The organism is Peteryoungia wuzhouensis (genome assembly GCF_003205195.1).
Lineage (GTDB): Bacteria > Pseudomonadota > Alphaproteobacteria > Rhizobiales > Rhizobiaceae > Allorhizobium > Allorhizobium wuzhouense.
On the sequence record NZ_QJRY01000010.1, the window covers coordinates 35,649 to 60,586 of the forward strand.

The following is a 24,938-nucleotide window of genomic DNA, read 5'->3' on the forward strand; positions in this document are numbered from 1 at the left end:
CTGATTTCCGCCTCGATAGCCGGAGCATGAAGCATGTCACTCGCCCTGGAACTCGCCACGCGCGCCGGCGCACTCGATTTTGAGAGATTCGACCCGGAGGCCATCAAGTGGGCCAAGCAGGCGATGGCCGACATGGTCGGTTGCGCACTTCTGGGAGCGAATACGGATACGACCACCATGGCGATCGAGGCGGGGGCATTCCCTCCTGGAAACTGCCTCGTGCTGGGGCGGAAAATGCGACTTGGAAAACTCGAGGCCGCCTTCGTCAACGGCACCTCTGGGCACGCCCTGGATTATGACGACACCAGCAAATCGCTCTCCGGACATCCGACGGTGATCATCGTCCCGGGCCTTCTCGCATTGGCCGAAGAGCTCGGTTCCACCGGCCGCGATTTCGTCGACGCCTATATTGTGGGCGTGGAAACCGCGACGCGCATGGCCCGTGGTCTCAACTTCTACCACTACGAAAAAGGCTGGCATCCGACCGCGACGCTGGGAATTTTCGGGGCAATTGCCGCAGCGGCTCGCCTCATGCGTCTGTCGGAGAAGCAAATGGCGGATGCCCTTTGCATCGGTGCCTCCTTGGCGTGCGGGGTGAAGGCGAATTTCGGCACCCCAGTAAAGCCCATGCATGCCGGATTGGCTGCGCGCAACGGACTGTTTGCGGCCCTTCTGGCGCAAGAGGGTTTTGAGGCCTCGCCAACCGCGCTGGAAGGCAAGCAGGGCTTCCTTGAGGTCTTCAACGGTGCGGGGAATTACAACGTAGACAAGATGCTTGACGGATGGGCGCGCCCTCTCGATTTGCTGGAGCCGGGAATCTCGATCAAGAAATACCCCTGCGTCTACAGTGTTCACGGGGCAATCGACGCTGCCATTGCCCTGCAAGCGGCGATCAAGCCGGCAGATGTCGAATCCGTGATGGTGCGTATGCATCCGCGCCGCATGCTGCCCCATGTTCTCAACCCGGCGACCAGCGCGCTCAATGCCAAGTTCTCGCTTTCCTATGCCGTCTCGCGTGCCCTGGTGAATGGGGCCGTGACGCTTGATCATTTCGAGGATGATGCGCTTCACGATACCGATGTCGTCCGCATCATGAATCTGATCCAGATGAAACCTCTGGAAGACCTCTCCCATGACTACGGCGCGGAGGTCACAGTCACACTCAAAGACGGATCGACCCTCACCAATTTCGTTGCGGCTCCCCTTGGCCGAGGGCCCGAAGTGCCCATGCCGGAGACGATGCTGGCGGCCAAGTTCCTGGACTGCGCCGATCGCGCGGTGACACGGCAGAGCGCCCAGACCGTTTTCGAGATGCTCATGGCACTCGATACCCTCCCGTCGATGCGAGATCTGACGGCCGAAATCAATGCCGGGACGCTGAAGTGATGGCTGCCACCCGCGAGGAGACCCATACCATGACCTTTGCCCAGGAACTGGCCAAACGCGCCAATGCCATCAGACTGGCCACCGCGCCGGTGGAAGCCGTGCGAGCCGCCACTTTCGCCATTGCCGACACGCTCGGCGTTGCTCTTGCCGGCTCGTCTGCGCCTTATCTCGATGGTCTGGCGTCAGCACTCGGTGCCGCAGGCAATCATGGAGCGGCCAGTCGGATCGGTCGCAAAGGACGTTATTCCGCGCTTCATGCTGCGCTACTCAATGGGACCGCAGCACACGCGCTCGACTTCGATGACTGCAGCGTCGCCATGTCCGGCCATCCGTCGGCCCCCGTCGTCGCGGCTCTGCTGGCGTTGGCCGAGGAACGAGAAGCCAGTGGTGGGGCGGTGCTGGAAGCCTATCTGGCCGGGGTCGAGGTGGAAATGCATCTGGCCCGCGCCGTGATGCCGCATCATTACGACAAGGGTTGGCATCCGACCGCGACGCTCGGCGTCTTCGGCGCGGCAACGGCTTCGGCCCGTCTGCTGGGCTTTGATGACGACCAGTTAGCCAGCACTTTGGCGGTTGCCGTCTCCATGGCGAGCGGGATCAAGTCCAATTTCGGCAGCCCGGTCAAGCCGTTGCATGTCGGGCAGGCCGCATTCAACGGTCTGCTTGCCGCAAAAACGGTGGCACACGGGATGACATCGAATGTTGCTGCGTTCGAGCATACCTACGGGTTCTTCGAGGTCTTCAACGGAGCCGGCACCTTCGATCCCGAGAGAGCGCTTGAGGGCTGGGACCGGTTCGAAATCCTCGATCCCGGTATCGCGGTCAAGCAGCATCCGTGTTGCGGCAGCGCCCATTCTGCGATCGACGCCGCCCTTTCGATCCGCAAAGCCTGGGGTCGAGACGTCGGCGACGCCATCGAGACCATCGAGATCTGGACGCACGAGCGGCGCCTGGCGCACACCAACCGGTCGATGCCAGCCACGGGGCTGGAGGCGAAGTTCAGCGTTCAGTTTCTCACCGCGAAAGCACTTCTCGACGGCATGATCAGCCTCGGCGATTTCGATGATGAGCGCTTTATGACGCCTGATGTCAAAGCTCTTCTGCCGCGCGTGGTCGCCCACTCCCATCAGGAGAAGAACGAGTATCTGGGACGCGTTCGGGTCGTCATGAAGGATGGAACGGTCCTCGAAGATAGCGCGACGACAGAACTCGGGCGCAATTCCTTCGACCTTCACGCCAGCGGCGAATTGGAGCGCAAGTTCCTGGATTGTACGCGCGGCCACCTGGGTGAGGCGGAAGCACGGTTGCTGTTCTCCGACATCCTCGCCGTGCAGGACGCGCCCAATTGGCTCCCCATCATCCGGGCTATCGCAAACGAGAAAAGGGTATGAACATGCTGAAAATCTATGGACGTTCGGATTCCTCGAATTCGGCCAAGGTCTATTGGCTGCTCGACGAAATCGGTCAGACATATGACCGCATCGACTGCGGCGGAAAGTTCGGTGGAAACGACCAGCCCGCGTATCTCGCCATGAACCCCAACGGCAAGGTGCCGACGGTCGTGGACGGTGACGTGGTCGTCTGGGAAAGCAATGCTATCCTTCGCTACATCGCTAGCCGGCACAAGGCGGTTTCGCTGTGGCCGGAGGACGCAGCTGGACGGGCCGCGATCGACATGTGGATGGATTGGAGTGCGACGACGCTGACGCCGCCGCTCGGACGTCTTCGCAAAGCCCTGAAGGCCGGCGAAGATTTTGCCACCGCCCCCGTCTTCGCTGCTTTTCAACTCCTGGACACGCATTTGGAAGGCAGCAGGTACATCGCAGGCAATCAATTCTCGATCGCAGACATTGCCGCTGGCGCCAATATTCATCGTTGGACGTTGCTATTGCTCGAAAAGCCGGAACTCAAGAACATTGCCGCGTACCACCAGCGCCTTCTCGAGCGCCCGGCCTTCGTCAGCCGCATTGCCCAGTCTTTGAGCTGATCACAGATGGCGGCAAATGTGCCGGAATGGACAGTTCGGCAGAACGCTGCTCACTTACGGTACCTGCCGCCTCTGCCCGTGATGGCCGCAGGCAACATCTGCGGGCTAGAATTTGGTAATTTTCAACCGGATGCGGTAGCCGTTTGCGATATGCCGGCGCGCGGCCGCTTCCGCCGCATCACCGTCGCCGGCGGCGATGGCGGCCACGATTTCCTCATGCTCCGCTTGGGCGCTCGCGACGCGTTCAGGCAAAGTGTAGGTGGACGCCGGGAGCAGGCTCAAGTGGATACGAAGGTTGTTCAGCGCGTCGATCATGTATTGATTGTGCGACGCATTGGCGATGTAGCGATGCAGCTGCTTGTTGGTCTCGCTCAATTTCGCGGGATCGGTCACGCCCCGGTCGTTCTTGACCATCTGCTTCATGACGTCGATTTCATACGGTGACGCATGCTGTGCTGCCAGTCGCGTTGCCATTCCCTCAAGACCTTCGCGCACGGCAAAGAGCTGGCGGGTCTGATCATAAGAGATTTGAGCCACGACAAGACCGCGCTGCACGCCATGTTCGGCAAGGCCCATGGCGTGCAGACGATGCAGGGCTTCTCTGACCGGGGTTCGGCTAATCCCCAGCTGTGATGCCAGATCCGTTTCCCTCAGGCGTGTGCCGGGAGGCAGGTCCCCCTGCTCAATCGCGTTGAGCAGAAGTTCCAATGGTGAGCTCTTCTCCGGCTCGCCATCTATTCGCAGATCCATTCCTGCACCCAATTTCTCGATAGCATCACTCAGTCTTCAAGAGGGATGATCTAAATGCTGCGTAATTGTATGCATAGAATTTTCTTGCAGCCATCCCGGTTGACTGAAGACGTTACGCGCTCTTCAACCGGGCGAAGCCTGCTTCGATCTCGCCAATGAGATCAGCCGGGTCCTCAAGGCCGACGTGGATGCGGATCGTTTGCCCGCCCGGTGACCACTGAGTGGCGGTACGATACACGGAAGGATTGCTTGGAACCATCAGGCTTTCAAATCCACCCCAGCTCGACCCCATGCCGAAGAGCGTGAAGCCGTCGAACATGCGTGCGAGTGCGGTGCGATCAGTCTCGCGGATAACGAAGCCAAAAAGGCCGGAAGAGCCGGTGAAATGACGTTTCCAGACATCGTGGTAGGGGTCGCTTGCTCGGCCCGGATGCATGATCCGGATCACCTCATCCCTGGAGGCCAGCCAGTCTGCAACAGCGAGCGCATTGGTTTCGTGCTGACGCATACGAACGCCCAGGGTGCGAATGCCACGCATGGCGAGGAATGCATCGTCAGGGCTGACACATACGCCGAAGCGAAGATAGGTTTCACGCAGCCGCTCATAGACCGATGCCGTGCAAGCAATGGTGCCAAGCATGATGTCACTGTGGCCTGAGATGTACTTGGTGCCCGCCTGCAAGGAGATGTCGACGCCCTGAAGGATCGGCTTGCAGAAATAGCCGCCTGACCAGGTGTTATCGATGGCTGTCGCAACGCCCTTTTTACGGGCGATCGCCGTGATTGCGAGAACGTCCTGAACCTCGAAGGTCTGAGAGCCAGGCGATTCCATCCAGATGAGGCGGGTCTCAGGGCGGATCAGCTCCTCGATGCCGGCGCCGATCGACGGATCATAATAGGTCGTCTCGACACCGAAGCGGCTTAGCAGCTGGCTGCAAAATTTCCGCGTCGGGCCGTAGCTGTTGTCGCTGACGAGAAAATGGGCGCCCTGATCCGCAAAGGACATCAAGACGACAGAGAGCGCCATCACACCTGATGGGGCGATCAGGGCGGCATCTGCCTCCTCCAGAGCGCAAATCGCATCCTCCAGCGAATGCGTGGTCGGCGTGCCTCTGCGGCCATATCGCAGTTTGGCTCCATCCTTCGCGTCCAGTTGGCCAAGCGTTGGGAAGAGGATAGTCGATGCGCGATATATCGGTGTGTTTACAGCACCATAGTGTTGTTCAGGGTTGCGTCCACAATGCGCAATTATCGTTTCCTGGCCATGTTTTTTTTGCATGCTGGTTTGCTCTCGATCGACTGAGTGACGCTTAAAATTGTTTGTTGCATCCAACGAAGAACATTTGTATACAAATGTTGCTCAGGCGTCAACCTAAGCGGCGGCCAAGAGGAAAAGGCCCGCTGCAAATGCCAGGTACTCAACGAAGGGGATCCAATGCGTACTTTGAAAGCATGCCTACTCGCCGCAACCGTCGCACTGGCAGCAATGCCGGTTTCTTCCGCATTGGCGGCCAATGGAGATACACTGAAGCAGGTCAAGGAGCGTGGCCTTGTCCTTTGCGGTGTGCACCCTGCCCGCCATGGTTTTGCCGCCCCAGATAGCAAGGGTGTCTGGGAGGGGTTTGAAGTCGACTTCTGCAAGGCGCTTGCGGCCGCCGCCCTCGGCGACGCGGAAAAGGTCCGTTACGTTCCCCTGTCATCACAGCAGCGTTTCCCGGCGATCCAGTCCGGCGAAGTCGATGTGCTCGCCAGAAACGTCACCGCCAACCTGTCGCGCGATACCGCGCTGGGCCTCAATTTTGCGCCGCCGATTTTCTATACGGGTACCGGCTTTCTCGTGCGGGCCGACTCCGGCGTCAAAAAGGTCGAGGATCTTGACGGCGCTGTCATCTGCATGGCGCCGGGAAGCACCACCGAGCGGAATGTCGCGCAGATCTTCGCTGCCCGCGGCCTCAAGTACACGCCTGTGGTGATCGAGAATAACAAGCAGCTCGTCGACGCCTATGTCACAGGTCGCTGCGATGCCCTGACGAAGGATAAGGCGGCGCTTCCGGGCGTGCGTGCGGTTGATACACCAAATCCGGCCGAACACGTCCTGCTGGAAGGCATCTACTCGAAAGAGCCGCTGGCAATGGCAGTCCGTCAGGGCGACGACCAGTGGTATGACATCGTCAAATGGGTCGTCTTCGCAACATTCAATGCCGAAGAGATGAAGGTCTCTCAGGCCAATGTCGACGAGATGCTGAAGTCGGATGACCCTGACATCCAGACCCTTCTCGGCGTGATCGGCGACAACGGCAGCAAGCTGGGACTTGACCAGAAATGGAGCTACAACATCATCAAGCAGGTCGGGAACTATGCCGAAATCTATGAGCGGCACTTTGGCCCGAACACGCCGATCGCACTCGACCGGGATCTGAACCGCCTGTGGAATGATGGCGGCATCCTCTACGGCCAGCCGATGAACTGATTGTGATGCTGCGCCGCGATCGCCGGCGCAGCATGCTCCCTTGGATGACGGCTCGTCATTCCCCTATGTTCAAGGAAAGACAATGTCCTCTTTAGATCCGCCCACAGGGTCGTCTCTCCCGCGCAGCAGCATCTCCGGGATTCTATACAGTGCGGCCTTTCGCTCCATCGCCTATCAGGTGGCCATGGCGATATTCGTTCTCCTTGCGGGATATTACCTCTATTCCAACGTCACGGAGAACCTGCGGGCCCAGAATATCGCTACAGGTTTCCGCTTCCTTTCCGAGGTTTCCCAGTTCGAGATCGGTGAAGCCCTGATCGACTATTCCTCCCGCGATACTTATTTCCGGGCTCTTCTGGTCGGCCTGTTCAATACGCTGGCAGTGAGTGCTGTCGGGATCGTGGTGGCAACGGTGATCGGCTTCTCCGTTGGCATCGCGCGAACCTCGGACAACTGGTTGCTCAGCAAGCTGGCCCGGTTTTACGTGGAGATCGTTCGCAATATTCCCGTTATCCTCCAGGTGATCTTCTGGTCGGTGGTCATCCGCAACCTACCGGCACCTCGTGGCGCATTCGAATTGTGGGGCGCTGGCTTCCTCAGCAATCGCGGCCTTACCATTGCGATGCCTCTCGGCCATCCATCCCATTTCTGGATGCTCATCGGCCTTGTCGCCGGCGTGGTCCTGTCGATCGGCGCCGCGCGGCTCGTCAGGCGCTGGAATGAAAAGACCGGCAAACATGTCGACAGCCTGTGGGTGTCCCTGGCACTCATTCTGGGACTGCCTTTGCTGATCTGGCTCGCCTCAGGCGCGCCGCTTGACATGAGTGTTCCCGTCCGCACCGGCTTCAGCTTCTCGGGTGGATCCACGTTGTCGCCAGAATTCGTGGCGCTGCTGATGGGGATTTCCATCTATGCGTCCGGCTTTATCGCCGAAATCGTCCGAAGCGGTATCCAGGCGACCCCACGGGGGCAGATCGAGGCCGCCAAGACAATTGGTCTGAAGCCTTGGTTCATCACCCGCTACATCGTCATGCCGCAGGCGCTGCGCGTCATCGTGCCGCCGCTGACGAGCCAGTATGTCAGCCTGAGCAAGAACAGCTCCATCGCCGTAGTCGTCGGATATCCGGACCTGGTCAACATCGGCAATACGGTCATGAACCAGACAGGTCAGGCAGTCGAAGCGGTCGCCATCATGATGATCGTGTACCTGACGATCAGCGTCTGCACGTCCCTGCTGATGAATTTCTACAATCGTCTTGTTGCGATCAAGGAGCGATAGACATGGCTCAGACGGAGATTCTTGAACGATCGACGGATCTGCCGCCGATCTCGGCGTCCGGTCCGGTTCAGTGGGCACGGCGTCATCTCTTCAGCAGCATTGGCCAGACCTTGCTGACCCTCGCTGTGGCAGCCGTCTCGGTCCGCGTTGCGTGGTTCCTGTTGAACTGGGCGATCCTCGATGCCGTGTGGTTCACAACAGATCCGCAGGTCTGCCGCGATGCGGCTGGCGCCTGCTGGGCGGTGATCGTCGAGAAACATCGGCCGATCTTGTTCGGCATGTATCCCTACGATCAACACTGGCGGCTTGTGCTGGTCATCGTCATCTATCTGGCGACCGTCATCGCATCGCTGAGCCCGGTTTGCTGGAGCCGCAGGATTTTGCTGCCGCTCTGGACACTTTCCATCGCTGCAATGACGATTTTAATGTTCGGCGGCGTGCTGGGCTTGACCTATGTGCCGACCAGCGAATGGGGCGGCCTGCCGCTGACCATCATCCTCTTCACGGGCTCGGTTCTGTTCGGCATGCCGATCGCCGTGGTCCTCGCCCTGGGCCGGCGTTCGCCCTTGCCTGTTGCGAGGGGGCTGTCGGTCATCTTCATCGAGAGCCTGCGCGGCGTACCGTTGATCACCATCCTCTTCGTCGCCGTCAACATCTTCCCGCTTTTCCTGCCCGCCGGCATGGAGGTGAACAAGCTCCTTCGCATCACACTCTCGATTGCGGTGTTTTTCGCGTGCTATCAGGCGGAGGTTATCCGCGGTGGTTTGCAGGCCATCCCGCGAGGTCAGTTCGAGGCCGCCGCGTCGCTCAACATGACGTATTGGCAAACCACCAGACGCATTATCCTGCCACAGGCCTTGCGGATCTGCTTGCCGGCCATGACCAACCACGTCATTGCGGCGATGAAGAATACATCCTTCGTCATCATCATCGGCCTGTTCGATATCCTGACGGCGACAACTGCCGTGATGCAGGACCCATTGTGGCGGCAGTTCTACATCGAAGCCTATCTTTTCGTCGCGCTCATCTATCTCGTCTTCGGCCTGGCGCTTTCCAGCTATGCGCGCCGTGTCGAGAGCTGGGTTGCGGTTGGTCGCATCTGAGATCATGAAAGGTCATCTCGTGACAGCTAACGATTCTTCTCCCATGGTCATTCAAATGAATGGCGTGTCCAAATGGTACGGTACCTTCAAGGTGCTCAATGACATTTCGTTGGAAATTCGCAAAGGTGAACGCGTCGTGATGTGCGGACCTTCGGGGTCTGGCAAATCGACCCTGATCCGCTGCATCAACCGCCTTGAAGAGCACCAGAAAGGGCAGATCTTCGTCAAGGGCATCGAACTGACCGACAGCGTCAAGAACATTGCGGCGGTTCGCAGCAATCTCGGCATGGTCTTTCAGTCCTTCAACCTTTTCCCCCACCTTACCGTGCTTGAAAACCTGACCATAGGACCGACGCTCGTCCGGCAGATGAAGCGCAAGGAGGCTGAGGAACTTGCCATGCATTTCCTCCGCAAGGTTCGTATTCCGGAGCAGGCGCACAAGTATCCGCTTCAACTGTCTGGCGGACAGCAGCAGCGCGTGGCGATCGCCCGCTCTCTGTGCATGGAGCCGGAGATCATGTTGTTCGACGAACCAACCTCGGCACTTGATCCAGAGATGATCAAGGAAGTGCTCGATACCATGATCGAATTGGCTGAAAGCGGAATGACGATGATCGTCGTCACGCATGAAATGGGCTTTGCCCGCACCGTTGCCGACAGTATATTTCTGATGGCAGACGGTAACATCGTGGAGCGGGCCGGGCCGGAGGAATTCTTCGCCAATCCGAAGCACGAGCGAACGCGAAACTTCCTGGATCAGATATTGAAGCACTGAGCGCTTGGCGGAAAGGGAAGCTCTCACGAGCAGTTCGTCGAGAGCTTCCCGTCTGGTCCTGTCGCGATTGACCGCTAAAAGCCATACATGGACAGCCGCCCGAAGAGGGCTGCCAAATGGAATTTTGATCGGCCTGGGGCAAGCTGGTCCAGCTTGGTGAGGCCCCAAACCGGCCTGCACGCTGATCGAAGAACACACAGGCTTTCTCAGCGGAGAATTGCGCTCCTCCGCCCGCAAACGACCACAGGCCCTGCTACAACCGCTTTCCTATCCGGGGCGGGTCCGTTCATTCGCTTCATGCATGAGCCCCGATTGCAGCATGGCTTTGGAAGAAGCCGTCTACTGATCAGTAGACATAAGTTTGCCTTTGTTGAGCAGATTGCGCGTCCTCGCAGTCTTTGCACTCACTACAACCAAACCCTATGCAGCCATTGGCGTAACGACAACAGGTAGCTCGTGCTCTACACGGGAAACCGTAGCGATGACCAAAACGGAGTCATGCTGCAAGGCGACTGAAGGTCGAGACGCTAAGCAAGACGATAACCCGCAAAATCAGGTAGGTTATTGAAGAAGATGGCGGACAGGGTGGGATTCGAACCCACGGTACGCTTTCACGCACACACGCGTTCCAGGCGTGCGCCTTAAACCACTCGGCCACCTGTCCAGGGGGAACGCGGGAAAAACACCGCGGTTGGTCGGGCGCGATATATACCCATGAAATTCTGCCGATCAACCGAAATCTATCATTATTTTGACATTGGCCTGCAAATCCCTATCTATAGCGCCAGACGGCAGTGGGACTGGAGACTGCCGGTCGAGTTCAGCCGGGGATGTTTATGGTGCGGCTTGCGTTGAGAATGATGAGTTTGCTCCTGCTATGCGCTGGGGTGGTTGCGGCGACTGTGGATACGATTGCGTCGGTCTCGGCCTCCCGCATGATCCTGACGCCATTGTCATCAGTTTGGGCCGATGTCAGCCCGACATCGCTCTACAAACTGCAAGAAATCCTCGAAGTGCGTTTCGGCATGGGCACCTGGACTGCCTTTCACGACACGCTTCTGCCCCAGCCTGCATTTGTCGTGCTGTTCGCGCTGTCGCTGGTCTTCTGGATGCTGGGATACAAGAAGCCATCGCTGGCAGGGCGATTTGCGGCCTGAGCGCTCGCTCACGCGTTGGCACCCATTGAATAGATCGCGGCGGCCGATACATCGGTCGAGAAACCCGGTCGCCGAATACAACATATATCCGAGCTTCCGCGTCCCGACGGCGGCATTCCACCTTTCCAGAAGGAGTATCGAGATGTTCCTGATCGACATGTTCAACAAGAAGACCGTGATGCCGACGTCCGAAAATGCGCTTCCCGGGCGAGCCGAGCCGCTGTCGACGGCCGAGACGCATTTTGTCTCCGGCCTGCCGCTCAAGGGTCCCTATCCCGAACAGATGAGGACGATCTATCTCGGGATGGGATGCTTCTGGGGCGCCGAGCGGCTTCTGTGGCAGACACCGGGTGTCTACGTGACCGCCGCCGGCTATCAGGGCGGGATCACGCCCAATCCGACCTATCAGGAAACCGTCACCGGGCTTACCGGCCACACGGAAGTGGTCAAGGTGGTCTATGATCCCGCGAAGATCGGCCTGGAGGAAATCCTCAAGATCTTCTTCGAGGCGCACGACCCGACCCAGGGTATGCGGCAGGGTAACGACATCGGCACCACCTATCGGTCGGCAATCTATGTCGAAACCGAAGAGGACATGGCGCTTGCGATTGCGGTGCGCGACAGGTTCCAACAGGCGCTGGTGGAGGCCGGGCGCAACAGCCGGGTGACGACCGAAATTGCTCATGCCGGCCCCTTCTATTATGCCGAGGACTATCACCAGCAATATCTGGCCAAGAATCCGAACGGCTATTGCGGCCTGCGCGGGACGGGCGTTTCCTGCCCGATCTCCCCGGCTGCGTGAGGCGTGCTGCCCAAAGGGGCGGCACAAATCTCCTTGATCCGACTAGATTTTCACACACGGCGCTGAATTTTCGGCACACGTGTGAATCTTTACCAGATGAAAAAAATCTGGTGAATTTTTGCAAAAGCCATGCAAGGATGCGGGCCAGCCAGGACCTCTGGAAAAGGGGAGCGGCGGTTCCGCAGACATGTCTTTCCCAACGGAAAGGCTTGCGGGAGGACCCAACAAGATCAATAGCAACAAACAGGGCTGCACAATGAAGAAAACCCTCCTCAGTCTCTTTGCCTTGGCCGCGATGTCGGCAACCGCGCTTGCGGCCGACGTCAAGCCGGCGCTGGTGTATGGCACGGGCGGCAAATTCGACAAGTCGTTCAACGAAGCGGCCTATGGTGGCGCCGAGAAGTTCAAGGCCGAAACCGGCGTTGACTATCGTGACTTCGAACCGACCAGCGACACCCAGGGCGAACAGGCGATCCGCAACTTCGCCTCGAAGGGCTTCAACCCGATCGTTGCCGTTTCCTTCGCCTGGACATCTGCCGTCGAAAAGGTTGCCGCAGAATTCCCTGACACCCAGTTCGTGATCGTCGATTCCGTCGTCGACAAGCCGAATGTCCGTTCGGTCGTCTACAAGGAAGAAGAAGGGTCCTACCTCGTCGGCCTGCTCGCCGGCATGGCATCGACCACCGGCAAGGTAGGTTTCGTCGGCGGCATGGATATTCCGCTGATCCGCAAGTTCGAATGTGGCTACGAGCAGGGCGCGCGCGCTGCCAAGGCTGACATCGAAGTTCTGCAGAACATGATCGGCACCACCGGTGCAGCCTGGAACGATCCGGTCCGGGGCGGTGAGCTGGCCAAGAACCAGATTGACCAGGGTGCCGATGTGATCTACGCGGCAGCCGGCGCTTCCGGCCTCGGCGTTCTGCAGACGGCAGCCGACAACAAGAAGTTCTCGATCGGCGTCGATTCCAACCAGAACCACCTGCAGCCGGGCTCCGTCCTGACCTCGATGGTCAAGCGCGTCGACCTCGCCGTCTACAACGCCTATTCAGACGCGAAGAACGACAAGTTCACCCCGGGTCTGCTCGCGCTGGGCGTCAAGGAAGACGGCGTCGGCTATGCGCTCGATGACAACAATGCGAAGCTGATCACCGACGACATGAAGGCCGCCGTCGAAAAGGCGAAGGCCGACATCATCGCAGGGACTGTGAAGATCCACGACTACATGTCGGACAATTCCTGCCCGAAGTGATCTGAAATCCGGGCGCAGGACGGCTCCTATGTCGTCCTGCGCCCTTTTTATGTCTGGGGGACCGGAATGACTGCAACCAGCCAGGTACCGGCGATCGAACTGATCGGCATCGACAAGAAGTTCGGTGCGGTGCACGCCAACAAGAACATCAATCTCACGGTCGCCAAGGGGTCCATTCACGGCATCATCGGTGAGAATGGCGCAGGCAAGTCGACGCTGATGTCGATCCTCTACGGCTTCTACCAGGCCGACCAGGGATCCATCCAGATCGACGGCAAACCGATCACGATCCGCGACAGCCAGGCCGCCATCACCGCCGGCATCGGCATGGTGCATCAGCATTTCATGCTGGTCGAAAATTTTACGGTGCTCGAAAACCTGATGCTCGGCGCAGAAGGCGGCGCGACCTTGTCAAAGGGCGTCGACAGAGCGCGCTCAGCACTGAAGAAGCTTGAAGAGGATTACGAGCTTGAGGTCGATCCCGACGCCGTGGTCGAAGAACTTCCGGTCGGCCTGCAGCAGCGCGTGGAAATCCTGAAAGCGCTCTATCGTGGGGCCGAAATCCTGATCCTAGACGAGCCGACGGGCGTGTTGACGCCGGCCGAAGCCGATCACCTGTTCAAGATCCTCGGCGTGCTGCGCGACCAGGGCAAGACCGTCATCCTGATCACCCACAAGCTGCGCGAGATCATGGCGATCACCGACACGGTCTCGGTCATGCGGCGCGGCGAGATCGTTGCGACGCGCAAGACGGCTGACACGACCGTCGAGGAGCTCGCAGAGCTGATGGTTGGCCGTCGCGTGCTGCTGCATGTCGACAAGCAGCCGGCCAATCCCGGCGAGATCTACCTCTCGGTGCGCAACCTGACTGTCAAGGACAGCCGCGGCGTGGTCATGGTCGACAATGTTTCCTTCGATGTGCGCTCCGGCGAAATCGTCGGCATTGCCGGCGTCGCCGGCAATGGCCAGAGCGAACTGCTGGAAGCGATCACCGGCATCCGCAAGCCGACCTCCGGAGAAATCTGGATCGGTGGCCGCAACGTCGCCGGGCTTGATCCGGCCGAATTGCGCGGCATCGGCGTTGCGCATATTCCCGAAGACCGCCATCACATGGGTCTTGTTCTGCCCTTCGAGGAAAGCCAGAACGCCATTCTGGGCTATCATCGCGATGAGCGCTACGGAAAAGGCTTCTTTCTTGACCCGGATGCAATCCGCAAGGCCGCCGTGGCCGAGATCGAGAAATACGACATCCGACCGCCGAACCCGCGCCTCAAGACGGCGAACTTCTCCGGCGGCAATCAGCAGAAGATCGTTGTTGCCCGCGAAATCGAGCGTGATCCGAAGCTCCTGATCGTCGGCCAACCGACCCGCGGGGTCGATATCGGCGCGATCGAATTCATCCACAAGCGGATCGTCGAGACGCGCGATACGGGCAAGGCCGTGCTGCTCGTATCCGTCGAACTCGACGAGATCCGTTCGTTGTCCGACCGTATCCTGGTGATGTTCGCCGGCAAGGTGGTTGGCGAGAAGACACCGGATGCCGGTGAACAGACACTCGGCCTTATGATGGCCGGTATTGCCGCTTGAGGATTTGATGAGCACTGCATCCGTACCCCTTCCAAACTGGATCAATTATGCGCTGCTGCCGCTGATCAACCTGACGCTGGCCTTTCTGGTGTCCGGTCTCGTGGTCTGGATCATCGGGGAAAACCCGTGGGAAGCATTGAAGCTAATGCTGCAAGGCGCGCTTGGGCGCGGCGAGGGCATCGGCTTTACGCTGTTTTATGCGACGAACTTCATCTTCACCGGCCTATCGGTGGCGGTCGCCTACCATGCCGGACTGTTCAACATCGGCTCTGAAGGACAGGCCTATGTCGGCGGACTTGGGGCCGCACTCGCGGCGCTGGCTCTGGACCATTATGTGCCGTGGTATGTGACGATGCCGTTCGCAATCATCGGCGCTGCTCTTTTCGGCGCCGCCTGGGCGCTGATACCGGCTTTGCTGCAGGCAAAGCGTGGCAGCCACATCGTCATCACCACGATCATGTTCAACTTCATCGGCGCGGCGCTGATGGTTTATCTGCTCGTGAATGTGTTCATCGTGCCCGGCAAGATGGCGCCGGAAACGCGCACCTTCCTCGAAGGCGGCCAATTGCCCAAGCTCGATTGGCTGATCGCCATGTTCGGCGGCAAGCTGGGCCCTGCCCCGTTCAACGTCTCTTTCCTCATCGCACTCGCGATGTGCTTCGTGGTGTGGGTGTTGATTTGGCGGACGAAGCTCGGCTTCGAAATGCGGACCATGGGTCTAAGCCGGTCGGCTGCCGATTATGCCGGCATATCCTACACCAAGATCGTGGTCATCACGATGCTGATTTCCGGTGGTCTTGCGGGCATGATGGCTCTCAACCCCGTGCTCGGCGCCTCGGCCCGCCTGCAAGTCGAGTTCGTGGGCGGCGCAGGTTTCGTCGGCATCGCAGTCTCGCTGATGGGGCGCAACCATCCGCTCGGCATCATCATCGCCGCCATCCTGTTCGGCGTACTTTATCAGGGCGGCGCCGAACTCTCCTTCGACATGCCTAACATCACCCGCGACATGATCGTGGTCATCCAGGGCCTCGTCATCCTGTTTGCCGGCGCGCTTGAATTCATGTGCAGGCCGATGATCGTTCGAGCTTACCAGACGTTCGTGAAGGGTTGAGGATCAGACCATGGATACTTTCGACATCCTCATCAGCATTCTCGGGTCGACCATCCGCCTGTCGATCCCGTTGATCTTCACGGCGCTCGCCGGGCTTTTCTCAGAACGCGCCGGTATTTTCGATATCGGGCTCGAGGGGAAGATGCTGGCTGCCGCCTTTGCAGCTGCCTGCACGGCCCATCTGACGGGTTCGGCCTGGGCAGGACTCGCCGCCGGGATCGGCATCTCGCTGTTTTTCTCGCTCATCCATGGGTTTGCCTCGATCACCAATCGTGGCAACCAGATCGTCTCGGGCGTGGCGCTGAATTTTGTTGCCGCCGGCCTCACAGTCGTGCTCGGGCAAGCCTGGTTCGGCCAGGGCGGACGCACGCCGCAGGTGACCAATGACGGACGCTTTTCGCCGATCATCCTGCCGGGTGCCGACGCGATGCGAGATGTGCCCTTTATTGGACCGATCTATGCGAACGTGATCTCGGGCAACAACATTCTTACCTATCTCGCCTTCCTCGCCGTGCCGCTGTCTTGGTGGGTGCTCTACCGCACACGCTTCGGCCTGCGTTTGCGCGCTGTGGGTGAGAACCCGGGCGCTGTGGATACGGCCGGCATCTCGGTGACTTATCTACGCTACCGGGCCGTGCTGGTTGCCGGCTTCCTCTGCGGCTTTGCGGGCACTTATCTCGCGATCGCGCAGTCAGCGGCCTTCATCAAGGACATGTCAGCGGGCAAGGGCTATATCGCGCTGGCGGCGCTCATCTTCGCCAAGTGGAAGCCTGTGCCTGTCATGTTCGCCTGCCTTCTTTTCGGATTCCTCGACGCACTCGCCAACTTCATGCAGGGCAAGGCTGTTCCGGGAATCGGCGAAGTGCCGGTCCAGATCTTCCAGGCGCTGCCCTATATCCTGACCTGCGTTTTGCTGGCCGGTTTCATCGGTGCCGCCAACCCGCCCAAGGCCGGTGGCGTGCCCTACACAAAGGAGCGTTGATCATGGCTCACGATCTCTTCGAGGCCGCACGCGGCGCGATGGCGTTTGCGCATGCGCCCTACTCGAAATTCCCCGTGGGTGCTGCGATCCGCGCCGATGACGGGAAGATCTATACCGGCGCCAATATCGAGAACCTTTCGTTCCCGCAGGGATGGTGCGCGGAACCAACGGCCATCGGCTGCATGATCATGGGCGGAGGCAAGAAGATCGTCGAGATGGCCGTCATTGCCGAAAAGCTCGCGCTCTGCCCGCCGTGCGGCGGTTGCCGCCAGAAGATCTCGGAATTCGCCAGCGCCGAGACCAAGATCTATCTCTGCGACGAGGTTGGCGTGCAGAAGACCGTGACGATGGATGAGCTGTTGCCGCTGAGCTTCAAGACCGAGATCCTCGGATGAAGGCCGCGGTCGATCTTCTGGTCGAACGTCTGAACGGCCTCATGCCGCGTTATGGCATCGTTCTGGGTTCCGGCCTCGGTTCCCTGGTCGGTGAAGTCCGCGATGCCGTCCGCATCCCCTACTCCGACCTGCCGGGCTTCCCCGTCAGCGCCGTTTCCGGCCATGCCGGTGAACTGGTAGCCGGTTATCTCGGCAAGACCCCTGTCATCATGCTGGCAGGCCGCGTTCACTATTATGAGCACGGCGACGCAAACGCGATGCGTGGGCCAATCGAAGTGCTGATGGGGCTCGGCGTCAGGTCGCTGATCCTGACCAATGCCGCCGGTTCGTTGCGCGAAGATATGCCGCCGGGCTCGGTGATGCAGATCAGCGATCACATCAATTATTCCGGCATGAACCCGCTGATCGGCGAGCCGAGCGATGGACGCTTCGTCGGCATGACGTCCGCCTACGACGCCGACCTGTCGGCCGCGATGCGCGAGGCCGCCGCCGCCGAGGCCATCGATCTCTCGCAGGGCGTCTACATGTGGTTTTCCGGGCCGAGCTTCGAGACGCCCGCAGAGATCCGGATGGCGCGCGTGCTGGGTGCTGACGCGGTCGGCATGTCGACGGTGCCGGAAGTGATCCTGGCACGTTTCTTTGGCCTTAGGGTTGCGGCAGCCTCCGTGATCACCAATTATGGGGCCGGCATGACCGGTGGCGAACTGAGCCACGAAGAAACCAAAGACATGGCGCCGATCGGCGGCAAACGTCTGGCCCGCATCCTGACGCGGATGATCGGCGGAGGAAACGATATTGGATAACCAGGAACTGCGCTTTGTCGCATCGCGAGCGCTTTCGCTGCTCGATCTCACAAACCTGAAGGACGACTGCACCCCGGAACAGATCGTAACGCTCTGCGGCAAAGCGCAGACCGCCTTTGGTCCGACGGCTGCGATCTGCATCTGGCCGCGCTTCGTCATGCAGGCTCGCACGCTTCTTGGACCTGACAGTCCGATCCGGATCGCCACTGTTGTGAACTTTCCCTCTGGCGCGATGAAGATCGAGGACGTGCTGGCGGAGACCCGTGACGCGGTTGCCGATGGCGCCGACGATATCGATCTCGTCATCCCCTATCGCGCCTTGGCTTCGGGCAACGAGACGGCGGTGACGGACATGGTGACGGCGGTGAAGGCAGCCTGCGGCAATGCGATCCTGAAGACCATTCTGGAAACCGGCGAGCTCAAGGATATCTCTTTGATCCGCAAGGCCTCGGATCTCGCGATCGCGGCCGGTGCCGACTTCATCAAAACCTCGACCGGCAAGGTCGGCGTCAATGCGACGCTCGAAGCGGCAGACATCATGTTGCAGGCGATCCGCGACAGCCGCAAGAAGGTCGGTTTCAAGCCGGCCGGTGGAATTTCGACTGTCGCTGACGCCGCCCACTATCTGAAGCTCGCAGACACCATAATGGGCGAAGACTGGGTCATGCCATCAACATTCCGCTTTGGCGCATCCGGGTTGCTCGACAGCATTGTCGCTGTTCTCTCCGGCCAGCAGGCATCGGCCCCAACGTCAGGGTATTGACCATGCTTCCTCAGGAGATCATCCGGCGCAAGCGCGACGGCGGGACGCTGAGCGGGGAAGAAATCGCCGGCTTTATTGAGGGGCTGTCGAAGGAAACGATCTCAGAGGGGCAAGTTGCTGCCTTTGCCATGGCAGTCTTCTTCAAGGGCATGACGCCGGATGAAATCGTGGCGCTAACGCTTGCCATGCGCGATTCCGGCGACGTGCTCTCGTGGGCCGATGTCGGCAAGCCAGTTGCCGACAAGCATTCGACGGGCGGCGTGGGTGACAATGTGTCCCTGATGCTGGCACCGATCGTTGCGGCCTGCGGGCTTGCTGTGCCGATGATATCAGGGCGTGGACTTGGTCATACCGGCGGCACTCTGGACAAGCTACAGTCGATCCCCGGCTACAATGTGATGCCCGACAATGCCATTTTTCGCCGGACCGTGGATCGCGCCGGCTGTGCGATTATTGGCCAAACGGGAAATCTGGCACCGGCTGACAAGCGGCTCTATGCAATCCGCGACGTGACGGCAACGGTCGAATCCATTCCGCTGATCACCGCATCGATCCTGTCGAAAAAGCTTGCGGCCGGGCTTGGAAGCCTGGTTCTCGACGTGAAAGTCGGCAATGGCGCATTCATGGCGAAGGCAGAAGACGCCGAAGCCCTGGCACGTTCGCTGGTGCGGGTCGCCAACGGTGCAGGTGTAAAGACCACGGCGCTGCTGACCGACATGAACGAACCGCTGGCCGACTGCGCCGGGAACGCGATTGAAGTGCAGAACGCGGTCGATTTTCTAAAAGGCCGTAAAAGCGGCACGCGGCTCGAACAGGTAACGCTGGCACTGGCTGCGGAAATGCTGGTGAATGCCCGAGTCGAGAGCGATCAGGCAGCGGCCTTGGCGCGTTGCAGCGAGATGCTGGGTTCCGGACGAGCCGCAGAGATCTTCGGGCAGATGGTGCACGAACTTGGCGGCCCCTTGGACTTCATGGAAAAGGCAGAGAATTATCTACCCCGCGGCAAGGTCGAGGTGGCCGTGCTCGCCGAGCGGGACGGTTATCTGAATGCCTGCGATACGCGTGAACTCGGCCTCGCGGTGGTATCGCTCGGCGGCGGTCGCCAACGTCCGAGTGACACGATCGACCATGGTGTCGGTCTTTCCGGCTTCAGCCCCTTGGGAACAAGGATCACCAAAGGTGAACCGATCGCCTTCGTTCAAGCGAACGACGAGGCAGCCGCCGCTCAAGCCGCCAAGACTGTGGCAAAGTGTTATCAGATTTCCGAAACGAAGCCGATTGCCGTTCCGGCAATTGGGCTGAGGATCGGCCAAGAATGAAGGCAAAAGGATTCTATTGAATCATCCGCAGGGCGCGGTTGTCGGCGGTATATGATCGGAGTTTTGTCAGGAAGCTCATGCCAACAAGTGTCGATGATAGTGCCTGATCGGAGAGAACAAAGGCATCGACTGCCCTTACCCTGATGGTGCCGATCTCGATGCGATCGAGAATGACATGGGCAGCTTTGATAGAGCCGTTGGCAGTGTTCACCTCGTAGCGAAAATCGAGCGCCGCCGGGCTGAAGCCCAGGCGACGGGCCGTTGATACATTGATCGCGACCGTTGAAGCACCGGTATCGACCATCGCCTCTACCGGCTTGCCATTCATCTTGAAAGTGCCGATATAGTGGCCGCCCGGCCCCATAGGCAGCACCGTCTGGCCGGAAGGCCCCGTAGTGGCAGGCTTGGCTGCGACGTTATCGAGGGAGGCCGCCTTGCGATCGGCCAGCATGGCTTCGACCTTTACCGCGATCGTCGGCCACTGGCTGGCAGAGAGCGCGAGCATCATGACTGTGAACAACGTTCGAACAAACATCGGCTTGAACCCTTGAGCGATGTGTAGATCGTAGCAGCCAAGGCCAAGAGGCGGGATAACGCGCGAGACAAAACGGCCCGAAACCGGAGTTTCGGGCCGTCATAGTTTGCAATCTGGTTAAAAAGTCACTTCGTTCCGTACATGCGGTCGCCGGCGTCGCCCAAGCCCGGCATGATATAGCCCTTCTCGTTGAGGTGGCTGTCGATCGAAGCGGTGAAGATCGGCACGTCGGGATGGACGGCGTGGAAGTTCTTGATGCCTTCCGGTGCGGCCAGCAGGCAGAGGAATCGGATGTTCTTGGCGCCGCGTTCCTTGAGTTTGTCGATGGCGGCGATCGAGGAATTGCCGGTGGCAAGCATCGGATCGACGACGATGATCAGACGCTCCGACAGAGCCTCCGGCGCCTTGAAGTAGTATTCGACAGCCTGCAGCGTTTCGTGATCCCGGTAGACGCCGACATGGGCGACGCGGGCGGCCGGCACGAGTTCCAGCATGCCTTCCAGGAGACCATTTCCGGCGCGCAGGATTGAAGCAAAGACCAGCTTCTTGCCTTCGAGGATCGGTGACTGCATTTCGGTCAGCGGTGTCTCGATCGTCTCCATGGTCAGTTCGAGATCGCGGGTGACCTCGTAGCACAGCAGGGTCGAGATCTCGCGCAGGAGCCGGCGAAAGCTGGAGGTCGAGGTTTCCTTGCGGCGCATGATCGTCAGCTTGTGCTGGACGAGGGGGTGGTTGATGACTGTTACGCCGTCCATGGATCGAGCCTTCTTTTCTTCTTTGTTTTCGGATGGGTCTATTTTCACGTTCTCTGGCAGGGCTGCAAGAGCGGGCGCAGAATTTGCCTAATCTTCAACAGGGCGGCGTCAGAGTTTTGCCAAAAGAGCTGCCCGTGTTTCCTCGTCGACGAAGGCGGCTTCGATAGCCGTACGCGTCATGGCGTCGATCTCGGCATCGGAGAACCCGAATTCGGTTGCGGCAAGCTCGTATTCACGGGCCAGCGACGTGCGGAAGAAGGGCGGGTCGTCGGAGCTGATGCAGACGCGCACGCCGGCATCGCGGAGCTTGCGCAAGGGGTGGCTCTGGAAATCCGGATAGACCGAAAGCGCGATGTTCGATCCGGGGCAGACTTCGAGGACCGTGCCGAGATCGGCGAGGCGGCGGACGAGTTCCGCATCCTCGATGGCGCGCACGCCGTGGCCAATTCGAGCCGGCTTCACGAGATCAAGCGCATCGGCGACACTGAAGGCGCCGCAGACTTCTCCGGCATGGATGGTGAGCCCGAGACCCGCTTCGCGGGCGATATCGAACGCACGGGCATAGTCCGCAACGCGGCCCATGCGCTCTTCACCGGCCATATTGAAGCCGGTGATCAGGGGATTGGAACTGCGGGCGGCATATTGCGCGGCGGCGATGACGCTTTCCGGACCGAAATGGCGCTCTCCCGTCACAATAATACGGGCTTCAATGCCTGTGGCGACCTTGGCCGCCTTGATGCCTGCCGTGACGCCGGCGAGATAATTATCGGCACCGAGGCCGATGCGATCCCCGTGATCGGGCGAGACGATCAACTCGCTGTAGATGGTGCCGACAGACGCCAGTTCGCGCAGATATGTCTCAGCCAGCAGTGCATAGTCCTCCTCCGTACGGAAGAGGCTCGCAACCTTGTCGTAGGCCTTGATGAATTCGGCGAAATCCGTCCAAGCGTAGCGGTCACCATCCATGAAGGTGGCAGGATCGACGCCATATTTGTGCGCCTGATCAAGGGTGAGTACCGGAGGCGCTGCACCCTCAAGATGGCAGTGCAGCTCTGCCTTTTTCAGCTTTGTTGTCACAGGAAACTCCGTCCGTGGCGGCCAGGGGGGATACCCAGATGTGCCGCAATGGTTTCGCCGATATCGGCATACGTGGAGCGAAGCCCGATGTTGCGCGAACGTATGCCTGGGCCGAAACACATGATCGGGACCCGCTCGCGCGTATGGTCGGTGCCGCGCCAGGTTGGATCGCAGCCATGGTCGGCTGTCATCAGCACCATATCGCCGGGCTTCAGCTTGCGATGCACCTCGGGCAGACGGCGATCGAAGGCTTCGAGCGCTGCGGCATAACCAGGCACGTCGCGGCGGTGACCATAAAGCATGTCGAAATCGACAAAATTGGTGAAGACGAGATCTCCGTCTGCGGCTTCGTCGATGGTTTTCAATGTCGCATCCATCAGCGCAGCGTTGCCGTTTGCCTTGATCATGCGAGTGACACCCTGATGGGCAAAGATGTCGGCGATCTTACCCACTGCATGCACTTTCCGTCCTTGGTCGATCAGTCGATCGAGCAGGGTGGGTTCTGGTGGCAGCACGGAATAGTCACGCCGGTTGCCGGTGCGCTCGAAGCTATGGACGGTTTCGCCGATGAAAGGACGCGCGATAACGCGGCCAATATTCAGCGGGTCGAGCAACTTGCGCACGATCTGACACAGCGACAAGAGGCGCTCAAGCCCGAAATGGGTCTCGTGGGCGGCGATCTGGAAGACGGAATCCGAGGAGGTATAGCAGATGGGCTTTCCGGTGCGGATATGCTCCTCACCGAAACGGGCGATGACTTCGGTGCCGGAGGCATGGCAGTTGCCGAGAATGCCCGGCAGGTTTGCCTCACGACAGATCGCTTCGACGAGAGTGGCCGGAAATGCTTCCTCCCCCGCAGGAAAATAACCCCAATCGAACATGACTGGGGTGCCGGCGATTTCCCAATGACCGGAGGGGGTATCCTTGCCGTGAGACACCTCGCTTGCGGCGCCGTGCAGGCCAAAGACGCGATCGGGGATAGGCATGCCTGCCGGCAGGCGGCCCGTGGCCAGTTTGGCGGCCGTCAGGAGGCCGAGCGCCGACATGTTGGGCAGAACGAGAGGTCCCTGGCGCAGACCTTTTCGATCACCGGCTCCTGCCGCACAGAATTCGGCGATATGCCCCAAGGTATCGGAGCCATCGTCGCCATATCCGGGTGCGTCCGGTGCACCGCCAATGCCGAAGGAATCGAGAACGAATAGAAATGCGCGTGCCATGCCAAACCCAAGGCCGGTCCAGATGATGCGATGGCCGGCGTCAGCCTGCATCATTAGCGGCTGGACTCAGGCTTGGCAAATGGGCGAGGTCAGCAGTCGCTGCAGGTAATTTGCGCGCCCAGTCGCTGGCGATAGTAGAATTCGCGGTACAGAGTGAGGCTTTTTGTGCCGCCACTGACCATACCCGGAAGATAGGTCATCATTTCGTGGGAAACGCTGAGCTCGCTGCGGATCAAGAAGGTATCCGCAATCAGGAGATTTGCAGGGACAGGAGCGGAGGTACCAACGGCATAAGGGGCGACACCGGTAGACGACCATGACCACGCAACCTTGGCTGTCTTCGTACCGTCTATCTTGATCGCCGTGACCTTGATGAGGAGATCCGTTGGTGGATAAGGCACGAAAATCGCCTTTGCCACGTCGGACATCGTAACCAGATAGGCTTTGGTCACCTTTTCTTCGCGCGCGACGATGTCCGCGACCGCACTGCTGGCCATTGACGCCTTCTTGGCGGCACTGAAGCCCATCGTGAGCTCGAACGACATCAGATAGAGAACCAGAAGCATCGGGGCAACGAGAGCGAATTCGACACCACCCACACCCTGCTTGTCCGCTAAAATAGCACGCAGGCGAAGGATGATCCCTCGGCAGCGAGGGACGCCACGTGACGATGCGGGAGAAGCATTTTCGAGAATGGTCCTGTTCATGGATATTTCTCGTTCTTGAAAGCGGTCGTCGCCACGATCAGGAAGTCGCTTGGCATTGAACCGTCTGCGGGCCGTATGGTGGTGATGTACGGACGAATAAGATCGGTGATGACTTGCCAGCGGTAATAGGCGCGCAGCATGTTGATCGAGTCCGGACCGCCGGGCGTGAAGGCAAAACTCGCAGGATTGATATCGGAATAGTCCGCATTGCTCATGCGCGGGATCGTCTTGGGGATCGCTGCAAAGCTCGAAAATGTTCGGGCGTCGATATAGAGCTTTGCGGCCGTCGCAACTTCCGTTGCAGAACAAGTGATGAGAATACTGATCTCGTCGCAGAATAACTGCCTGAACTGTTCCTTGGTCTTGTCCGTCGAGCGGTTCAAGCCATAGGTAATGTGTCCGGTACGGATATCCCGCCCGAGCTTGTTGACCGCATTCGTCACCAACTGCTCAGCCGAAAATGCAAGAAAGGTCTCAATGATTGCAAAGATGATGAGGAAGTACGGGACCGAGAGAATGGCGAACTCGATTGCAGCGGCTCCATCGCGCGAACGCGCCAGACGCTTCCAAAGGCGGCCCATCCGCATCCTGGGTGATCTCGCACCGCGCTGATCTTTTTCTTGGCCGCTCATAGCCCTACCCGTTCCAGACGTTGGTCAGAAGCTAAGCGGCAAGTATTGATTTTCCGTTTCCGAACTCTTTACACTTGATCCAATTGCAGAAACGCAA

The 24,938-nt window shown here is 59.5% G+C and carries 25 protein-coding genes and 1 tRNA gene; 17 read left to right on the plus strand and 9 right to left on the minus strand.

Annotated features, from left to right (window positions below; translation table 11 throughout):
• Window positions 1-33: 33 nt before the first annotated feature.
• The 3 genes from DMY87_RS21755 to DMY87_RS21765 are packed head-to-tail and all read left to right on the plus strand — an operon-like array spanning window position 34 to window position 3,373.
• Complete coding sequence (locus DMY87_RS21755) at window positions 34-1,386, plus strand: MmgE/PrpD family protein (protein WP_110793738.1); 1,353 nt, start codon at window positions 34-36, stop codon at window positions 1,384-1,386.
• Window positions 1,386-2,777 (plus strand): MmgE/PrpD family protein, encoded by a 1,392-nt coding sequence (locus DMY87_RS21760; protein WP_205908205.1) that lies wholly within the window; start codon window positions 1,386-1,388, stop codon window positions 2,775-2,777. Before DMY87_RS21755 ends, DMY87_RS21760 begins: the two co-directional genes overlap by 1 nt.
• Window positions 2,774-3,373 carry a glutathione S-transferase family protein gene (locus DMY87_RS21765; protein ID WP_110793739.1) on the plus strand — a complete coding sequence of 200 codons (600 nt, stop codon included), beginning with the start codon at window positions 2,774-2,776 and terminating at the stop codon, window positions 3,371-3,373. The genes DMY87_RS21760 and DMY87_RS21765 overlap by 4 nt, the downstream gene beginning before the upstream one ends.
• 105 nt (window positions 3,374-3,478) lie before the next feature.
• Here DMY87_RS21765 and DMY87_RS21770 read toward each other — a convergent pair whose 3' ends face one another.
• Together DMY87_RS21770 and metC are read right to left on the minus strand one after the other, a co-directional pair.
• Window positions 3,479-4,081 (minus strand): GntR family transcriptional regulator, encoded by a 603-nt coding sequence (locus DMY87_RS21770; protein WP_245409005.1) that lies wholly within the window; start codon window positions 4,079-4,081, stop codon window positions 3,479-3,481.
• A 154-nt stretch (window positions 4,082-4,235) separates the two neighbouring features.
• On the minus strand, window positions 4,236-5,456 hold the full coding sequence (gene metC / locus DMY87_RS21775) for a cystathionine beta-lyase (RefSeq protein WP_245409006.1): 1,221 nt from the start codon (window positions 5,454-5,456) through the stop codon (window positions 4,236-4,238).
• A gap of 111 nt (window positions 5,457-5,567) precedes the next feature.
• Here metC and DMY87_RS21780 point away from each other — a divergent pair, with 111 nt between their 5' ends.
• The 4 genes from DMY87_RS21780 (at window position 5,568) to DMY87_RS21795 (ending at window position 9,750) form a co-directional block, all read left to right on the plus strand.
• Entirely contained in the window at window positions 5,568-6,593 is a 1,026-nt protein-coding gene (locus DMY87_RS21780; RefSeq protein ID WP_245409008.1) for an amino acid ABC transporter substrate-binding protein, read from the plus strand.
• A gap of 82 nt (window positions 6,594-6,675) precedes the next feature.
• Window positions 6,676-7,872, plus strand: a complete 1,197-nt coding sequence (locus DMY87_RS21785; RefSeq protein WP_205908206.1) for an amino acid ABC transporter permease — start codon at window positions 6,676-6,678, stop codon at window positions 7,870-7,872.
• Between the two features lie 2 nt (window positions 7,873-7,874).
• Window positions 7,875-8,975, plus strand: a complete 1,101-nt coding sequence (locus DMY87_RS21790) for an amino acid ABC transporter permease (RefSeq protein ID WP_110793743.1) — start codon at window positions 7,875-7,877, stop codon at window positions 8,973-8,975.
• A 4-nt stretch (window positions 8,976-8,979) separates the two neighbouring features.
• Complete coding sequence (locus tag DMY87_RS21795; protein ID WP_165826413.1) at window positions 8,980-9,750, plus strand: amino acid ABC transporter ATP-binding protein; 771 nt, start codon at window positions 8,980-8,982, stop codon at window positions 9,748-9,750.
• 574 nt (window positions 9,751-10,324) lie between these two features.
• Here DMY87_RS21795 and DMY87_RS21800 read toward each other — a convergent pair.
• Window positions 10,325-10,414, minus strand: a tRNA-Ser gene (locus DMY87_RS21800).
• Between the two features lie 193 nt (window positions 10,415-10,607).
• Between DMY87_RS21800 and DMY87_RS21805 the strand changes: the two genes are divergently transcribed.
• The 10 genes from DMY87_RS21805 (at window position 10,608) to deoA (ending at window position 19,918) form a co-directional block, all read left to right on the plus strand.
• A complete protein-coding gene (locus DMY87_RS21805; protein WP_245409007.1) occupies window positions 10,608-10,907 on the plus strand; it encodes a hypothetical protein in 300 nt (99 codons plus the stop codon).
• 142 nt (window positions 10,908-11,049) lie between these two features.
• Window positions 11,050-11,709 (plus strand): peptide-methionine (S)-S-oxide reductase MsrA, encoded by a 660-nt coding sequence (gene msrA, locus DMY87_RS21810; protein ID WP_110793745.1) that lies wholly within the window; start codon window positions 11,050-11,052, stop codon window positions 11,707-11,709.
• Between the two features lie 256 nt (window positions 11,710-11,965).
• Window positions 11,966-12,958 (plus strand): BMP family lipoprotein, encoded by a 993-nt coding sequence (locus tag DMY87_RS21815; protein WP_110793819.1) that lies wholly within the window; start codon window positions 11,966-11,968, stop codon window positions 12,956-12,958.
• Between the two features lie 66 nt (window positions 12,959-13,024).
• Window positions 13,025-14,545, plus strand: coding sequence for an ABC transporter ATP-binding protein (locus DMY87_RS21820; protein ID WP_110793746.1), 1,521 nt, complete (start codon window positions 13,025-13,027; stop codon window positions 14,543-14,545).
• 7 nt (window positions 14,546-14,552) lie between these two features.
• Window positions 14,553-15,656 carry an ABC transporter permease gene (locus DMY87_RS21825; protein ID WP_110793747.1) on the plus strand — a complete coding sequence of 368 codons (1,104 nt, stop codon included), beginning with the start codon at window positions 14,553-14,555 and terminating at the stop codon, window positions 15,654-15,656.
• A gap of 10 nt (window positions 15,657-15,666) precedes the next feature.
• Complete coding sequence (locus tag DMY87_RS21830) at window positions 15,667-16,638, plus strand: ABC transporter permease (RefSeq protein ID WP_110793748.1); 972 nt, start codon at window positions 15,667-15,669, stop codon at window positions 16,636-16,638.
• A gap of 2 nt (window positions 16,639-16,640) precedes the next feature.
• The gene (locus tag DMY87_RS21835) at window positions 16,641-17,033 is read left to right on the plus strand and encodes a cytidine deaminase (RefSeq protein ID WP_110793749.1); all 393 of its coding nucleotides are present in this window, start codon (window positions 16,641-16,643) and stop codon (window positions 17,031-17,033) included.
• Complete coding sequence (locus DMY87_RS21840; RefSeq protein ID WP_110793750.1) at window positions 17,030-17,836, plus strand: purine-nucleoside phosphorylase; 807 nt, start codon at window positions 17,030-17,032, stop codon at window positions 17,834-17,836. Before DMY87_RS21835 ends, DMY87_RS21840 begins: the two co-directional genes overlap by 4 nt.
• Window positions 17,829-18,599, plus strand: coding sequence for a deoxyribose-phosphate aldolase (gene deoC / locus DMY87_RS21845; protein WP_110793751.1), 771 nt, complete (start codon window positions 17,829-17,831; stop codon window positions 18,597-18,599). Before DMY87_RS21840 ends, deoC begins: the two co-directional genes overlap by 8 nt.
• A 2-nt stretch (window positions 18,600-18,601) precedes the next feature.
• Window positions 18,602-19,918 (plus strand): thymidine phosphorylase, encoded by a 1,317-nt coding sequence (deoA, locus tag DMY87_RS21850; RefSeq protein WP_110793752.1) that lies wholly within the window; start codon window positions 18,602-18,604, stop codon window positions 19,916-19,918.
• A gap of 13 nt (window positions 19,919-19,931) precedes the next feature.
• Here the strand turns inward: deoA and DMY87_RS21855 are convergent, their stop codons facing one another.
• The 6 genes from DMY87_RS21855 to DMY87_RS21880 all read right to left on the minus strand — a co-directional run bounded on the left by DMY87_RS21855 (window position 19,932) and on the right by DMY87_RS21880 (window position 24,796).
• The gene (locus tag DMY87_RS21855) at window positions 19,932-20,453 is read right to left on the minus strand and encodes a TIGR02281 family clan AA aspartic protease (RefSeq protein ID WP_110793753.1); all 522 of its coding nucleotides are present in this window, start codon (window positions 20,451-20,453) and stop codon (window positions 19,932-19,934) included.
• A 125-nt stretch (window positions 20,454-20,578) separates the two neighbouring features.
• Complete coding sequence (upp, locus tag DMY87_RS21860; RefSeq protein WP_062277615.1) at window positions 20,579-21,208, minus strand: uracil phosphoribosyltransferase; 630 nt, start codon at window positions 21,206-21,208, stop codon at window positions 20,579-20,581.
• A 108-nt stretch (window positions 21,209-21,316) separates the two neighbouring features.
• Window positions 21,317-22,285, minus strand: coding sequence for an adenosine deaminase (locus DMY87_RS21865; protein WP_110793754.1), 969 nt, complete (start codon window positions 22,283-22,285; stop codon window positions 21,317-21,319).
• Window positions 22,282-23,502: a phosphopentomutase gene (locus tag DMY87_RS21870; RefSeq protein ID WP_110793820.1), complete on the minus strand. Its 1,221-nt coding sequence runs from the start codon at window positions 23,500-23,502 to the stop codon at window positions 22,282-22,284. The genes DMY87_RS21865 and DMY87_RS21870 overlap by 4 nt, the downstream gene beginning before the upstream one ends.
• Window positions 23,503-23,591: 89 nt before the next feature.
• Window positions 23,592-24,209, minus strand: a complete 618-nt coding sequence (locus tag DMY87_RS21875; RefSeq protein ID WP_110793755.1) for a TadE/TadG family type IV pilus assembly protein — start codon at window positions 24,207-24,209, stop codon at window positions 23,592-23,594.
• On the minus strand, window positions 24,206-24,796 hold the full coding sequence (locus tag DMY87_RS21880; protein ID WP_245409009.1) for a TadE/TadG family type IV pilus assembly protein: 591 nt from the start codon (window positions 24,794-24,796) through the stop codon (window positions 24,206-24,208). The genes DMY87_RS21875 and DMY87_RS21880 overlap by 4 nt, the downstream gene beginning before the upstream one ends.
• Between the last annotated feature and the right edge of the window lie 142 nt (window positions 24,797-24,938).

Bases quoted from the DNA above. Each gene is read 5' to 3' on its own strand.
- msrA (WP_110793745.1), top strand. From the start codon at position 11,050: ATGTTCCTGATCGACATGTTCAACAAGAAGACCGTGATGCCGACGTCC.
- DMY87_RS21835 (WP_110793749.1), top strand. From the start codon at position 16,641: ATGGCTCACGATCTCTTCGAGGCCGCACGCGGCGCGATGGCGTTTGCG.
- DMY87_RS21830 (WP_110793748.1), top strand. From the start codon at position 15,667: ATGGATACTTTCGACATCCTCATCAGCATTCTCGGGTCGACCATCCGC.
- DMY87_RS21760 (WP_205908205.1), top strand. From the start codon at position 1,386: ATGGCTGCCACCCGCGAGGAGACCCATACCATGACCTTTGCCCAGGAA.
- deoA (WP_110793752.1), top strand. From the start codon at position 18,602: ATGCTTCCTCAGGAGATCATCCGGCGCAAGCGCGACGGCGGGACGCTG.
- DMY87_RS21795 (WP_165826413.1), top strand. From the start codon at position 8,980: ATGAAAGGTCATCTCGTGACAGCTAACGATTCTTCTCCCATGGTCATT.
- DMY87_RS21815 (WP_110793819.1), top strand. From the start codon at position 11,966: ATGAAGAAAACCCTCCTCAGTCTCTTTGCCTTGGCCGCGATGTCGGCA.
- DMY87_RS21805 (WP_245409007.1), top strand. From the start codon at position 10,608: ATGATGAGTTTGCTCCTGCTATGCGCTGGGGTGGTTGCGGCGACTGTG.
- DMY87_RS21870 (WP_110793820.1), bottom strand. From the start codon at position 23,502: ATGGCACGCGCATTTCTATTCGTTCTCGATTCCTTCGGCATTGGCGGT.
- DMY87_RS21840 (WP_110793750.1), top strand. From the start codon at position 17,030: ATGAAGGCCGCGGTCGATCTTCTGGTCGAACGTCTGAACGGCCTCATG.
- DMY87_RS21820 (WP_110793746.1), top strand. From the start codon at position 13,025: ATGACTGCAACCAGCCAGGTACCGGCGATCGAACTGATCGGCATCGAC.
- DMY87_RS21765 (WP_110793739.1), top strand. From the start codon at position 2,774: ATGAACATGCTGAAAATCTATGGACGTTCGGATTCCTCGAATTCGGCC.
- DMY87_RS21875 (WP_110793755.1), bottom strand. From the start codon at position 24,209: ATGAACAGGACCATTCTCGAAAATGCTTCTCCCGCATCGTCACGTGGC.
- DMY87_RS21790 (WP_110793743.1), top strand. From the start codon at position 7,875: ATGGCTCAGACGGAGATTCTTGAACGATCGACGGATCTGCCGCCGATC.
- DMY87_RS21855 (WP_110793753.1), bottom strand. From the start codon at position 20,453: ATGTTTGTTCGAACGTTGTTCACAGTCATGATGCTCGCGCTCTCTGCC.
- DMY87_RS21880 (WP_245409009.1), bottom strand. From the start codon at position 24,796: ATGCGGATGGGCCGCCTTTGGAAGCGTCTGGCGCGTTCGCGCGATGGA.
- DMY87_RS21785 (WP_205908206.1), top strand. From the start codon at position 6,676: ATGTCCTCTTTAGATCCGCCCACAGGGTCGTCTCTCCCGCGCAGCAGC.
- upp (WP_062277615.1), bottom strand. From the start codon at position 21,208: ATGGACGGCGTAACAGTCATCAACCACCCCCTCGTCCAGCACAAGCTG.
- DMY87_RS21825 (WP_110793747.1), top strand. From the start codon at position 14,553: ATGAGCACTGCATCCGTACCCCTTCCAAACTGGATCAATTATGCGCTG.
- DMY87_RS21755 (WP_110793738.1), top strand. From the start codon at position 34: ATGTCACTCGCCCTGGAACTCGCCACGCGCGCCGGCGCACTCGATTTT.